Genomic DNA, 13,053 nt, shown 5'->3' with positions numbered 1-13,053 from the left:
CATGATTGGGACACGTCAGGGCTGCTGCTCGGCGGAATCCGGGGCGCTTGCCGGCTGACCGTTCATCATCACGTCGAGCCGCTGCAACTGCTGCGCCAGCGGCGCGCGCCAGGGCGCGTCCTTGGGCGCGTGGGCCAGAAGATCGGTCCAGAGCGTCTGCGCCTCGGCAACGCGGCCGTTCTGCAGCAGGGCAAGACCCAGGAAAAAGGGCGGCCCCGGCTCGTCGGGAGCCGTCTTGGCGGCCTTGCGGTAGGCATAGAGCGATGCTGGCGTCAGAATACCCTGCGAATGCGCCATCAGGGCATTGGCCATGGCCAGCCAGGCTTCCGAATTGTTCGGGTGGGCTTCCACTTCACCGCGCAGAATCTGGGCGGCATCGGCATAGTGGCCGTTGCGCGCGAGCCCGTCGGCGAAAACGACCCACTTGTTGTTGGGCGGAATGCCCTTGTTCGTCACTTTGAGGCGCGCCTCGACCAGCGCGGCCGCATTGCCCGAAACCTGCTCGGAGGCCTCTTTCGGAGCGCCTGCCTCCCCCGGAGTCCCCTGCAGGACATAGCCGGCAATGCCGAGCAGCAGCGCGGCGGCGACAGCCTCCCACGTGCCGCGCGGCGCCTTGAGCACGAACACGATCAGCCCGAAGGCCAGCACTGCAAGCGCGCCCACGAAAAACCAGATCATGTGCCCTCTCCCTGTTCCGGTTTCCCGCCGAATCGGCGGCGCAGCAGCAGGAAGGCCAGCAACAGCAAGGCCGCAGGCACGGCAAAGAGCGGCCAGGTCAGGCCGGTAATGCGCGGTGCATAGCTGACATAGTCGCCATAGCGCTCGATCAGCCAGCGGCGGATCGCCTCGGGATCTTCACCGGCTTCGATTCGTTCGCGCACGAGGCTGCGCATGGAACCGGCGATCGGCGCATCCGAATCGGCGATCGACTGGCCCTGGCACTGCAGGCAGCGCAGCGTTTCCATCAGCGCCTGCGCCTTTTCCTCTTTCGCCGGATCGTCGAGCTGCCGGTAAGCGTAAGGCGCGGTGGATTGCTCCTCCTGCGCCATCAACGGAGCGGCAGTGGCCAGCCCCAGCGCCATCAGCAGCGCCATCAGCAGCAAGGCCAGCATGTGCGGAACAGGCGTGTTTAGAACAGGCAGGCGAATCACTCGGACGCCTCCTTCAGCTTGTCCAGTATCAGGCCGAGCTGGTCGGGCCGGATCTCGCCAATGTGCTGATAGACGATCTTGCCCTTGCCATCGATCACGTAAGTTTCCGGGACGCCTGACGATCCCAGCGCCAACTGGACCTGGCCGTCATCGTCGGCCCCGATTCGCTGATAGGGATCCCCGTTCTGTTCGAGGAAACCCTGCAGCGCCTCGGTCGTATCGCGCACCGAAATCCCCTCGATCGGGATGCCCGCCTTGGCCAGCGCTTGCAGTTGCGGCGCCTCGATCCGGCAGGGAACGCACCAGCTGGCAAAGATGTTCACGAGATGCGGCTTGCCATTCCTGAGCAGCTTGCTGTCCAGACCGGGACGGCCCGGCAGGGCCGGTGGCAGGCTGAACTGCGGCATCGGCTTGCCGACAAGCGCGCTGGCGACATTCCGGTCGGCCGGACGCAGCAGGCCGAACATAACGAGCGCCACGAAGCCAAGGAACAACACCAGCGGCAGCCAGATCACCCAGCGGCGGGGCGCGGCGGTGCCCACATCGTTGCCGGTCCCGGTCATGGCCGCTCCCTCAGTTGCGCCTTGCGCTCATGGCGATAGGCGATCTTGTCCTTCGCAACGAGGCGGCGCACGTCGCTTTTCACGCGCCCGAGCAGCGCCAGAACGCCGCCGAGCGCAATCAGCAGGCCGCCGATCCAGATCAGCGGCACGAACGGCTTCCACCAGAGCCGGAGCTGCCAGCGCCCATCCTCGCCCTCGCCGCCCAGCACGGTGTAGAGTTGGCCGTTCCAGCGCGTGTGCAATGCCGATTCGCTGGTCTGCTGCGGCGGCGCCCAGAAGTTGCGGGACTGCGGCGTCATGCGCGAGACCGCGCCGTCCGCGCCGTAACGCACCAGCAGGCCCGCTTCGAGCGCCGTCCAGTTGGGACCGGCGACCGGCTCGATGCTGTCCAGCTTGACATCCCAGGGGCCGACGGTCGTCACGTCGCCGACTTTCACCGCCACCAGCTTCTCTACGTTAAAGGCGCTCTCGCAGCTCATCCCGAACAGCGAGACGGCAATGCCGAAGTGGGCAACGACCATGCCCCATACCGGCAGCGGCGTGCGGCGCAGGTTGCGTTCCCGCAGCGGCAGCACACTCGCCCAGGCAAGCCCTGCGGCCAGCGCCATGCCCAGGAACGGCAACAGCGCAACGCCGCCAATCGCCAGCAGGCCGATTCCCGCCGCCACTGTCAGCATCGCCGGAATCACCAGCGCCTTGCCAATGCGCTCGAACCGGTCGCGCCGCCAGCGCAGCAGCGGGCCGACCGCAAGCACCACCAGCATCGGCACGGCGAACAGCGCGCTCATGGGATTGAAATAGGGCGGGCCTACCGAGACCTTGGCACCCATCGTCTCGGCCAGCAGCGGATAGAGCGTGCCGAACAGCACGATGCCCAGGATCGCCGAGAGCATCACATTGTTGAACACCAGCGCGCCCTCGCGGCTGACCAGGGCAAAGCGCTCGCCTTCGGTGACGGTCGAGGCGCGCAGCGCGAACAGCGTCAGCGCGCCGCCGATGTTGATCGCCAGCAGGGCCAGAATGAAAGTGCCGCGCTCGGGATCGACCGCGAAGGCATGGACGCTCGTCAGAATGCCCGAACGCACCAGGAAGGTGCCGATCATCGACATCGAGAACGCCACCACGCCCAGCATCACCGTCCAGGCCCGAAGCGCATTGCGCGAGGCCAGCACGCTGGCCGAATGGAGCAAGGCGGTCGCCGCCAGCCAGGGCATCAGCGAGGCGTTCTCGACCGGATCCCAGAACCACCAGCCGCCCCAGCCCAGCTCGTAGTAAGCCCAGTAGGAGCCGGCGGTGATGCCGATGGTCAGGAAAATCCACGCGCCCAGCACCCAGGGCCGCATGGCGCGGGCAAAGGCCGGACCGACCTCGCGCGTCACCAAGGCGCCGATGGCGAAACTGAACGCGATCGAGAGGCCGACGTAGCCGAGGTAAAGCGTGGGCGGATGAAACGCGAGGCCGAGGTCCTGCAGCAGCGGGTTGAGCCCGTTGCCTTCGGCAGGAACCGGAAAGATGCGCTCGAACGGGTTCGAAGCGATCAGCAGGAAGGCGTAGAACCCCAGGCTGACGAAAGCCTGCCCCGCCAGCGTCGCCAGCATCGTCGGCTCGGGCAGCCGCTTTTCCACCAGCGCCACGAAGCCGCCCGCCATGCCCATGACCGTGACCCACAGCAGCATCGAGCCTTCGTGGTTGCCCCAGGCGCCCGCGATCTTGAAGATCAGCGGCTTCATCGAGTGCGAGTTGAGCGCAACCAGCTTCACCGACAGGTCGGTGACGGCAAAGACATAGATCAGGCACAGGAACGCCGTCAGCGCGAGCAGCCCTTGCACCACCGCCACCGGACGAACCGCCGATCCCAGCGAGGAGCCCCGCTGCGTCAGCCCAAAAGCACCGGCAACGAGCTGAAACGCGGCCAGCGCGGCGGCCATCCACAAGGCCGCAAGACCGAGTTCAGCGATCATTTTGTTTCGGCCACCACATTCTTGGCCTGCTCGGCCGTCATGCTCTGCATTTCGCGCGGCACATAGTTCTCGTCGTGCTTGGCCAGGAGATTGTCGGCCACGAACGTGCCGTCCGCCCCCATCTTGCCTTCGGCCACCACGCCCGATCCTTCAACGAAGAGCGAAGGCACGATGCCCTTGAAGACCACCGGCACGCGTGCCTTGCCGTCCTGCACCACGAAAGCGATGGTCACGCCGTCGGGCTCGGTCTTGATCGAGCCTTTCTCGACCATGCCGCCCAGACGCACGGCACGATCTGGCTCGGGCGGATCAGCGACGATCTCGCTGGGAACGTAGAAATAGCTCGCCTGATTGCGCAGCGCCCAGGCCGCGAGCAGTGCGGCGCCGACCAGCACCACCAGTGCGATCACGAGCAGGACGAGCCGCTGATGCTTTGCCTTGATTGCCATTCTCAGCGCTTTCTCGCCTCGTCACGGCGCTTTTCAGCGCGTTTCATCGACAATAGCGACCACGCGATCATCGCCGCAGTCGCCCCCACGCCGATGGCATAGGACGCCACTACGAAAGTCCATGGGTCCATCGCCTCGCGCATGTCAGAATTCCGCTTCGCTGAGAGCCTTGCGGCGCAGGCGCGCCTCGGCCTGCTGGTCCGCCAGAATGGCGCGCATCCGCGCCAGCACCACGCCGGCAAAGATCAGCGTGAAACCCAGCATCGCCAACAGCAGCGGCACCAGGAAATCGGCGGACATCGCCGACTTGCCCATGGTGATGCTGGGCGGCTGGTGCAGGCTGTTCCACCACGTCACCGAGTAATGGATGATCGGGATGTTGACCGCGCCCACCAGGCCGAAGATCGCCGGGGTCTTGTTATGGCCGCCATCCGATGCCTCGCTGGCCTGCGACAGTGCCATCCAGCCGAAATAGAGGAACAGCAGCACCAGCATACTGGTCAGCCGCCCGTCCCACACCCACCAGGTCCCCCAGGCCGGGCGGCCCCAGAGCGATCCGGTGACAAGGCACACCGCCGTGAACAGCGCGCCCGGCACGGCACAGGCACGCGCGGCGATACCGGCCAGCGGATGGCGCCAGACAAGTTCAGAAAAACTGGCCGCTGCAATGCCCATCCAGCCGGCCATGCCGAGCCAGGCGGAAGGCACATGCAGATAGACGATTCGCACAGTCTCGCCCTGCAGCCGTTCCGCCGGCGCCTCGAACAGGCCCCAGCCAAGCGCCCCCATGGCCAGGGCGACACCCGCGACCATACAGAGCGGCATCAGCCATCGGGCGATGCGGAGAAAACGGGCCGGGTTCGCAAATCCGTGCATGACAGGCGCGCTTCTAAAGTCCCTAGCGAGCGGAGCAAGTGCTTCGACAGCAAAGACGGCCGCTTGTCACCTGTAAATTACGCGCTCCGCATCTTGTGCGGGCGCGAAGCCTGATCAGAAAAGAATGGGGCGATCGATGGGGTTCGAACCCACGACCTCCGGTACCACAAACCGGCGCTCTAACCAGCTGAGCTACGATCGCCACACTGCGCATCGGCTTATCATGCCAGATGCGGAAACACCCGCGAGGCCGCTCTACACAGCGACCGGTGCGGGAGCGCGCCTTTGCACAAGGCAGAGCGTCTTGCAAAGCAAAAAATCGGATCACACGCGATCTCACGCAATTTTCCCGCAAAGTTGCCGGGTCTATGAAGGCCGTCATGACGGAACTCGGCGAATCATCGGCCACTCATCTCCTCGCACGTCCGGGCGTGCAGCGTTTCCCCTCGTCGCGGCTCGACCTCTTTGTCGTGCGCGATTTCCTCGCGCCCGCGGAGTGCGATGCGCTTGTCAGACTGATCGAGGCACAGCATCGACCGTCGACAGTTGCCGACGGCAATGGGGATAACGCGTTCCGCACCAGTTCGACATGCGACCTTCCTCCCGAAACGCCCGCCGTGGCCGCGCTTGCGCTCAAGCTCTCGCACCTGTCCGGCATAGACCAGGCCCATGCCGAACCGCTGCAGGGCCAGCGCTATGAAGTCGGTCAGGAGTTCAAGGCCCATACCGACTATTTCGAGCCCGGCAGCGCCGACTACGATACTTATTGCTCGGTATCCGGGCAGCGCACCTGGACTTTCATGATCTACCTGAACGATGTGGACGCAGGCGGCGCCACCCGTTTCAAGGTCATCAACAAGACGATCCAGCCCGAACGCGGCAAGCTGGTGGCCTGGAACAACCGCCGTCCGGACGGCAGCCCCAATGCCGCCACGCTGCATCACGCGATGAAAGTGCGGGCGGGCCGCAAGTACGTCATCACGCAATGGTATCGCGAACGGCCCTGGGGCTGGGGCTGAGCGCCCTGCCCGCCCTTAACGGGCATCACTCCCCGGCGCTGATCACCGCGCAGGCAATACGGCCGCCGGCATTGCCGGACGGCTGGCTGGTGTAGTCGTCCTGGCCCGCATGGATCACCAGCGCCGAACCGTCCGCATCGAGAAGCGACTTCGGACCGGGCGTCAGAGTGACGCCTGTGTTGAGGACCTGCGTCTTGAGCGTCCCGTCCGGCCCCACATACTGATTCGGCATGTCGCCGCCGTGCGGCCCGCCCATGACCATCAGGCCATGCTCAGGGTTGCCCGCAGCGAAGTGGCCGCCCGACGTCGTGAACTTGGCAGCGGGATCGCACACGCCCTTTTCATGGAAGTGAAAACCATGCTCGCCCTGCGGCAGCCCCTTGAGGTCGGTGGAGAGCAGCACGCCAGTGGGGGTCTGCTGCAGCGTGATCATACCCAGCGAATTGCCGTCGAGCCCGATCACGGTCGCGTGAATCGTCTTGCCCTCGCCGCTTGCCGGCGCATCGTCCGCCAGCGCGGCGGAAGCGGACAGCACGAGAGCACAAGCGGCGGCTATACGGGCAGTTCGGATCATTACGCTTCTCCTGTTCGGAGCCTTTCCGGCTCATTCTGTGACTCGACGCCGCCGGCACCGGAATTCCGCAAGTGCAGCACACATCACAACGCCGAGCGCGCGCGCCTTGTCCCGCAACGCGGCCGGTGCAGCCTAGATTCGTGCGATCGAAACGCAATCGCAATCCTGCGGAAAAACGAGGTTACCGCGATAGCAAGGCTGTCCTGTGAAGGCTGATTAACGATTGCAGGCGGACAATGGCGGGTATTCCAAGGGACGCCAAGGACACAAAAGACGTGAACGCACCCATCGGACGACTCTACACCGCACGGCAGGATACTCTCGACGACCGCCGCCGCGAGCGGCGTCATGCCACGCACTTCGAAGCCGTGCTGGAAACCTCGCAAGGCCGCAGGACTTCGGTACTTCTGGCCGACATTTCCCATCACGGATGCTGCGTGCAGACAGATTCCGACGAGCTGCGCCAGGGCGCCTTCGTGTCCATCGGGCTCTGCGAGGATTCGATGCTCCCCGCGATCGTCCGCTGGGTGCGGGGGCAGGCTGCGGGTATGGAATTCCTGCGGGCGGTGCCGGCGGACCAGACCGCCTGGCTCGACCTGATGGACCTGGGCCTGGACGGCTGAACTCTGGCGGGCAGAACCCGCCCCCTCTTGCCTCATTCAGACATCAAAAAAGGCGGCCTCGAAAGGCCGCCTTTTTCGTTCTGGCGATAAGGCCCGCGTAGCCGGGCCTACACTCACTTCTTGGTGAGCGAGAGACCACCGAAACGCTTGTTGAACTGCGCCACGCGGCCGCCGTCCTGGATCTGGGCCTTGCCGCCGGTCCAGGCCGGGTGCGAGGTCGGATCGATGTCGAGCACCAGCGTATCGCCTTCGCTGCCCCAGGTCGAACGGGTCTGGAAGGTGGTGCCGTCGGTCATCTGCACCGTGATCATGTGGTAGTCGGGATGGGTATCGGCCTTCATGTCTTATCTCTTTCGCATAGGGCCGGTTCCGACCGGCCTGCCTTGGAAAGCGGCGCGCATAGCGCCGGAAGCGGCAAAATGCAAGGGAGGAGTCCCTTGGGAATGCCCATGACCGGGCTCGCACCCGGCCATGGCATCAGGCGTCGGCGATCATCGCGGTAAAGTTGACCTCGCAGGTCACTTTATCGCCGATCGAGGCCTTGCCCCAGAACTTGCACACGCGCGAACGCTTCTGGACGAAGCCCGCGCGCAGATCGAGCAAGTGGCCGGGCGTCACCGGATTGCGGAACTTGGCTTCCTCGATGGCCATGAAATAGACCAGCTTGCCGGTTCCGGCGAGGCCAAGGCTCTCGATGGCCAGAATCCCGGCAGCCTGCGCCAGCGCCTCGATCTGGAGGACGCCGGGCATGATCGGACGGCCGGGGAAATGGCCCTGGAAGAAATCCTCATTGAAGCTGACCGCCTTGACCGCGTGGATCTCCTCCTCGGTGAAGGAAACCACCCGGTCGACCAGCAGCATCGGATAGCGGTGCGGAAGCGCCGCCAGGATCTTCGCGGTATCGTAGACCAGTTCCGTCTCTTCGCTCATGCCCGGTACTCGCGTTCTATCAGCGGCCGGCCGGCTGCGTGCTGGTGCTCTGGGCGGACTGGCCCTGAGCGGCAGCCTGCTGCGCGCGCTGTTCGCGGATCTGACGCGGTTCCCAACCGGCAGGCGGCACGAGCTGCGCCGACGGAATGGCCGTGTTGAGCTCGTTCAGGATGTCCTGGTTGAGATTGTAGGCGCCGCCGTTGAAAGCGATCACGGCATCGGGCGACAGCACGATCGAAATGCTGCGCTTCTTCATCGCCGACTTCAGAGCGTCGTTCAGCTTGTCCTCGATCTGCTCCTGCACATAGGCCTGCGACAGACCCACCGGCTGAAGGATCTGCTGGAGTTCGGCCTTGCCCTTCTCCTGCAGCTGCTGGATCGCAACTGCCTGCTGCTGCAGCGAAGCCTGGTTCGGGTTGGCGGCCTGACGGTCAGCATTGAACTTGTCGATCATCGGCTTGAGCTGCGCGGTCAACTGATCGTTGCGCGCCTTGGCCTGATCGTACTGCGGCTTGTAGGTCGTTTCGCGCTGCTGCTCGGCAACCTTGTACGCGTTCGAATTGGCAATCACCGCATCGAGATTGGCAATGCCGAGGCCGGCAACGATCGTGCCGTTCTCAGCAGGAGCTGCCGCCGGAGCAGGTTTCGCGGCCAGAGCCGGCTGCGCGGCGAGAGTGGCGAGCGCGAGAGCCGAACCCAGCGCGACGGTCTTGATCATGGTTTTCATCAGAATTGCGTTCCCACGTTGAATGTGAAGGTCTTGGTATCGTCGCCATCCTGCTTGAACAGGACCTTGGAAATATCGATGCGGAACGGACCGAAGGGCGAGTTCCAGTTCACACCAAAGCCGACCGCAAGGCGCGGCTTCCAGGTATCGCCGACGAAACGCTCGGTGAAGTACTGCGTCGAACCGATCGCCTGGTTGTCGAGGCCGTTGGTCTGAGACGACGTGGTGGTCGTCGAGGTGTCGTAAGTGCCGTCACCATTGTTCGGGTAGTAGAGCTGGGCACCACTACTGTCGCGCGTGCCGATGAAGCAGCCCGTCGAACAATCGATCGTATCCGGCTTCTTGATGCTCCAGACCGCGCCGGTATCGACGAAGATCGACGGACGCAGCCCCATCTCGCGCGCACCGGAACCGAGCGGAATTTCAAGCTCGGCACGGCCCATGTAGTAGTACTTGCCGCCCAGCGCATCGTCCGACTTCGACGAATCCACGGTGTAGTTTCCGTCGCTGTCAGTCGTCAGGTACTGGCGAATGACGCGCGGCCCGACACCGCGGATACCGAAGCCGCGGATCTGCGGCTCGCCAAGATAGAAGCGATCGGTCAGACGCACGTCCTGGCCCAGCCCCTTGATCGCGCCACCCTCGCCCGAAAGCGAGAAGATGAACCCGTGACCCAGCGGCCAATACTTCGCGGCATTGGCGCGCAGACGGGCATAGCGCACATCGCCGCCAAGCCCGGCGACATCGATATTGAGCGAGGCCGTTTCACCGCGCGAAGGACGGATGCGGTTGTCGAGCGTGTCGTAGATGAGCGAGAAGCCCGCGATCGAGCTCAGGCGTTTACCGATCGCATCACACAGGTAGCGGCCGGCGCGCAGCGGGTCACACGTGTAATCGCCATTGTCATCGATCGAATAGAACTGGCTCTTGCTCAGCGAGACGTCATCGTAGTTGAGCGTGTAGCGTGCGACCGCCGTCAGGTATTCGGTCAGCGGAACGCCAGCGCGAACCTGGAAGCCGGTCGTCGCCTGCTGGTACGTCGTATTACGGCTGGAGTTGTAATAATTGAAACTGTTGTAGTCGCGGCGGTAGATATCGACGCCGAGCGAAATGTTCTTGTCGAACAGATACGGCTCGACGAAGCTCGCCTGCACGCTCTTAGAATAGCGCGAATAGCTGCCCGAAAGGCCGACCGTCTGGCCGCGGCCGCGGAAGTTGCGCTGACGGATCGAGGCCTGGAAGATGAAGCTCTCAAGGCTGGAGAAACCGGCCGACAGCTGGAGTTCGCCGGTCGGCTTCTCCTCGACGTTGGCTTCCAGCACGATACGGTCATCGGCACTGCCGGGCTTCTGCTCGACCTCGAACTTCTCCTGGAAGTAGCCGAGCGACTTGATGCGGTTGGTCGAACGCTTGACCTGCAGCGAGTTGAACGCGTCGCCTTCGGCAAGGCGGAACTCGCGGCGCACGACCTTGTCCTGGGTCAGCGTGTTGCCGTTGATGTCGATCCGCTCGACGTAAACGCGCGGGGCCTCCTGGATCACGAACGTGATCCCCATGGTGAGGTTGTCCTTGTCGCGGTCGTACTTCGGACGGACGTCGGCGAAAGCATAGCCGAAGGCGCCGGCGGTCTCGTTCAGGTTGTCGATCGTGTCTTCAACCTGCTTGGCGTTGTACCAGTCGCCCTTGTGCATCGGCAGGTTCTTCGCCAGCTTCTCGCCGTCGAAGTCGCGAAGCTGGCTTTCCACCTTCACGTCGCCGAACTTGTAGCGCTTTCCTTCCTCCACCACGTACGTGATGATGAAGTCCTTCTTGTCCGGCGTCAGTTCCGCGACGGCCGAAACCACGCGGAAATCGGCGTAGCCCTGCGTCAGGTAGAACTGGCGCAGCTTCTGCTGGTCGAAGGCCATGCGGTCGGGATCGTAGCTCGTGCCCGAGCTGAAGATGCGGGTGAACCGCGCCTGCTTGGTGACCATCTGACTGCGCAGTTCCCCGTCGGAGAAATGCTCGTTGCCGATGATGTTGATCTGGCGGACCTTGGACTTGGCGCCCTCGGTGATCTCGAACACGATGTCGACGCGGTTCTGGTCGAGCATGACCATCTTCGGCTCGACAGTCGCCGCGTAGCGCCCTTGCCGCTTGTAAAGCTCAATGATGCGGGCAACGTCCGCGCGCACTTTCGAGCGGGTGAAGATCTGGCGCGGGGCGACCTTGATCTCCGGCATGATCTTGTCGTCCTTGATGCGCTTGTTGCCTTCAAGGATGATGCGGTTGACGACCGGGTTCTCCTGAACGGCAATCGTGACATTGCCGCCGTCGTTGGTGACTTCGACGTTCTTGAACAACTCGGTCTCGTAGAGATCCTTCAGCGCCTGGTCGGCAGCGGCCTTGGTGTAAGGCTGGCCGATACGCAGCTTGATGTAGGACATCACCGTCTGCGGTTCGAGACGCTCGGCCCCGGTGACCTGGATCGACTGGATCGTCTGCTCCACGGCCGGTGCGCCCTGCGGGGCAGGCGCCGCATCCTGGGCGAAAGCCGCCTCGGGGACGCCCGCAAACACCGTGGTTCCCAGAAGCACGGCCGCAAGCTGCGACGCGCGGCGGGCTTCATTGCTGCGAACCATTACCCATCCCATCATTCTACGCAAAATCCCGTTTTCGCTCTCGCGATAATCCCGCCCGGCCCGGCAAACCCGCAAAGGCGCCAGCAAGCAACCGCAGCCATCTGCCCGATGGAAGGCCTCCAATCAAGCAGCCAAACCCGGCGAGAATGTGATCGCTGAATAAAACCTCCAGGCTATCCCCCGAAAACCGGGAGAGACACCAGATCGTTGACCGTGACGAAAAGCATCAGCGTAAGGACCAAAGCCACGCCCATGCGGATCGCCCATTCCTGACTGCGCACATCCAGAGGCCTGCGACGGACCAACTCGGCCGCGTAGAACGCCAGGTGCCCGCCATCGAGGCCAGGAATTGGCAGGAGGTTGATGAATGCCAAGTTAATCGAAATCAGGGCAGCAAAGCCAACGAAGGCATCCCAGCCGAGGCTGAATTGCTCGCCCGAATATTTGGCGATCTTGATTGGGCCGCCCAGTTCCTTCACCGAGCGCTCACCCGTGAAGATCTGGCGAATTCCCGTCACCATGGTTCCCATGATGGAAAAGCTGCGCGACACGCCCAGCTCCACCGCCTCTACGGCGCCCACCGGCACGACATGCCCGAACCCGGCGCGGATGCCGAGCTGGCCAATGGTTTCGCTGCGGCCGTTTTCGCCGGTTACAGTCGCAGAGCCGATGGTGACGTGGAAAACGCGTGCCTCGCCATTCCTCAGCGCCGTGATCGTGACCACCTTGCCCGGGAACGGCTGGACCAGCCCTGGAATGTCGTCAAAGCTGTGTACGTCCGTATCATCGATCGCGACGATCCGGTCTCCCGCTTTCAGGCCTGCGGCCTCCGCCGAAGATGCCCCGAAGAAGCCGCCGATCACCGGAGCCGCAAAATCCACACCCAGATCACCGATCCGGGCGGTATTGCCGAATTCATCGCTGACTTCGCGGTTGGCAAGTGTCACCGGCAAAACCAGCGTGCGCCCATCCCGTTCGACCGCGACCGACACCGTCTTGCCTGCAAAATAGGCCGTGTATTCCGGAACGTCGGTGACGCTTTCGATCTTGTTGCCGTCGATCGCGACGATGCGGTCGCCGATCTCCATGCCCGCCGCTTGCGCTGGCGAGTTCTCAGTGAACTCTGAAACTTCGGGATCGCCAACCAGCCGGCCGTTGACGTAGGAAAATGCCGCCAGGATCGCGACGCAGAGCAGAAAATTGGTTGCCGGCCCCGCAAACACGATCAGCGCGCGTTGCCACAACGGCTTGACGTGGAACGTGTGCGCCCGCTCTTCCGGCGTCAGCCCGTCGTCCGCCGCGGAGGGCGCGCTGGCGGGATTCATGTCACCGGCAAACTGGACATAGCCGCCCAGCGGCAGCGCGGAGAGCTTCCAGCGGGTGCCGCGCTTGTCGGTCCAGCCCGCGATTTCCTTGCCGAAACCGATCGAGAAGGCCTTGGCCTTCACCCCGAACAGGCGGCCGACGAGATAGTGCCCCAGCTCATGGATCAGGACCAGAGGCCCCAGCACCAGCAGGAAAGCGAAGATCGTCGTCAGCAGATTGGGCGATCCGGTCAA

At 63.8% G+C, this 13,053-nt stretch carries 15 protein-coding genes and 1 tRNA gene; 2 read left to right on the top strand and 14 right to left on the bottom strand.

All coding sequences use genetic code 11. From position 1 onward, the window contains the following. Nucleotides 1-15: 15 nt before the first annotated feature. The 8 genes from NN5_RS04530 to NN5_RS04500 all read right to left on the bottom strand — a co-directional run bounded on the left by NN5_RS04530 (nucleotide 16) and on the right by NN5_RS04500 (nucleotide 5,202). Nucleotides 16-678, bottom strand: a complete 663-nt coding sequence (locus NN5_RS04530; protein ID WP_067732827.1) for a tetratricopeptide repeat protein — start codon at nucleotides 676-678, stop codon at nucleotides 16-18. After that, nucleotides 675-1,112: a cytochrome c-type biogenesis protein gene (locus NN5_RS04525; RefSeq protein ID WP_373280323.1), complete on the bottom strand. Its 438-nt coding sequence runs from the start codon at nucleotides 1,110-1,112 to the stop codon at nucleotides 675-677. Before NN5_RS04525 ends, NN5_RS04530 begins: the two co-directional genes overlap by 4 nt. Nucleotides 1,113-1,147: 35 nt before the next feature. Next, complete coding sequence (locus NN5_RS04520) at nucleotides 1,148-1,714, bottom strand: DsbE family thiol:disulfide interchange protein (protein ID WP_067732825.1); 567 nt, start codon at nucleotides 1,712-1,714, stop codon at nucleotides 1,148-1,150. Beyond that, nucleotides 1,711-3,675 (bottom strand): heme lyase CcmF/NrfE family subunit, encoded by a 1,965-nt coding sequence (locus NN5_RS04515; RefSeq protein WP_067732824.1) that lies wholly within the window; start codon nucleotides 3,673-3,675, stop codon nucleotides 1,711-1,713. Before NN5_RS04515 ends, NN5_RS04520 begins: the two co-directional genes overlap by 4 nt. Further along, nucleotides 3,672-4,124, bottom strand: coding sequence for a cytochrome c maturation protein CcmE (gene ccmE / locus NN5_RS04510; protein ID WP_067732823.1), 453 nt, complete (start codon nucleotides 4,122-4,124; stop codon nucleotides 3,672-3,674). Before ccmE ends, NN5_RS04515 begins: the two co-directional genes overlap by 4 nt. A gap of 2 nt (nucleotides 4,125-4,126) precedes the next feature. Beyond that, the gene (locus NN5_RS26235; RefSeq protein WP_169800943.1) at nucleotides 4,127-4,267 is read right to left on the bottom strand and encodes a hypothetical protein; all 141 of its coding nucleotides are present in this window, start codon (nucleotides 4,265-4,267) and stop codon (nucleotides 4,127-4,129) included. Nucleotide 4,268: 1 nt separating this feature from the next. Beyond that, entirely contained in the window at nucleotides 4,269-5,000 is a 732-nt protein-coding gene (ccmC, locus tag NN5_RS04505) for a heme ABC transporter permease CcmC (protein WP_067732822.1), read from the bottom strand. A gap of 125 nt (nucleotides 5,001-5,125) precedes the next feature. Continuing rightward, a tRNA-His gene (locus NN5_RS04500) sits at nucleotides 5,126-5,202 on the bottom strand. A 178-nt stretch (nucleotides 5,203-5,380) separates the two neighbouring features. Between NN5_RS04500 and NN5_RS04495 the strand changes: the two genes are divergently transcribed. Continuing rightward, a complete protein-coding gene (locus NN5_RS04495; protein ID WP_067732859.1) occupies nucleotides 5,381-6,019 on the top strand; it encodes a prolyl hydroxylase family protein in 639 nt (212 codons plus the stop codon). 25 nt (nucleotides 6,020-6,044) lie between these two features. On the opposite strand, the gene NN5_RS04490 is transcribed toward NN5_RS04495, so the two are convergent. Beyond that, nucleotides 6,045-6,593, bottom strand: a complete 549-nt coding sequence (locus tag NN5_RS04490) for a superoxide dismutase family protein (protein ID WP_067732821.1) — start codon at nucleotides 6,591-6,593, stop codon at nucleotides 6,045-6,047. Nucleotides 6,594-6,868: 275 nt separating this feature from the next. Between NN5_RS04490 and NN5_RS04485 the strand changes: the two genes are divergently transcribed. Next, nucleotides 6,869-7,216 carry a PilZ domain-containing protein gene (locus NN5_RS04485; protein WP_169800942.1) on the top strand — a complete coding sequence of 116 codons (348 nt, stop codon included), beginning with the start codon at nucleotides 6,869-6,871 and terminating at the stop codon, nucleotides 7,214-7,216. A 113-nt stretch (nucleotides 7,217-7,329) separates the two neighbouring features. On the opposite strand, the gene rpmE is transcribed toward NN5_RS04485, so the two are convergent. From rpmE to rseP, 5 genes are all read right to left on the bottom strand, one after another. Further along, nucleotides 7,330-7,557 (bottom strand): 50S ribosomal protein L31, encoded by a 228-nt coding sequence (gene rpmE / locus NN5_RS04480; protein ID WP_067732819.1) that lies wholly within the window; start codon nucleotides 7,555-7,557, stop codon nucleotides 7,330-7,332. Between the two features lie 136 nt (nucleotides 7,558-7,693). After that, nucleotides 7,694-8,146 (bottom strand): 3-hydroxyacyl-ACP dehydratase FabZ, encoded by a 453-nt coding sequence (gene fabZ, locus NN5_RS04475; protein WP_067732818.1) that lies wholly within the window; start codon nucleotides 8,144-8,146, stop codon nucleotides 7,694-7,696. A gap of 19 nt (nucleotides 8,147-8,165) precedes the next feature. Further along, complete coding sequence (locus NN5_RS04470; protein ID WP_067732817.1) at nucleotides 8,166-8,873, bottom strand: OmpH family outer membrane protein; 708 nt, start codon at nucleotides 8,871-8,873, stop codon at nucleotides 8,166-8,168. Next, nucleotides 8,873-11,494 carry an outer membrane protein assembly factor BamA gene (bamA, locus tag NN5_RS04465; RefSeq protein WP_067732816.1) on the bottom strand — a complete coding sequence of 874 codons (2,622 nt, stop codon included), beginning with the start codon at nucleotides 11,492-11,494 and terminating at the stop codon, nucleotides 8,873-8,875. The genes NN5_RS04470 and bamA overlap by 1 nt, the downstream gene beginning before the upstream one ends. A gap of 173 nt (nucleotides 11,495-11,667) precedes the next feature. Next, nucleotides 11,668-13,053, bottom strand: coding sequence for an RIP metalloprotease RseP (rseP, locus tag NN5_RS04460; RefSeq protein ID WP_067732815.1), 1,386 nt, complete (start codon nucleotides 13,051-13,053; stop codon nucleotides 11,668-11,670).

Source organism: Novosphingobium naphthalenivorans NBRC 102051 (genome assembly GCF_001590985.1).
GTDB lineage: Bacteria > Pseudomonadota > Alphaproteobacteria > Sphingomonadales > Sphingomonadaceae > Novosphingobium > Novosphingobium naphthalenivorans.
Note: the sequence above shows the minus strand (reverse complement) of the source record. Positions and strands in the feature narration are given on the sequence as shown.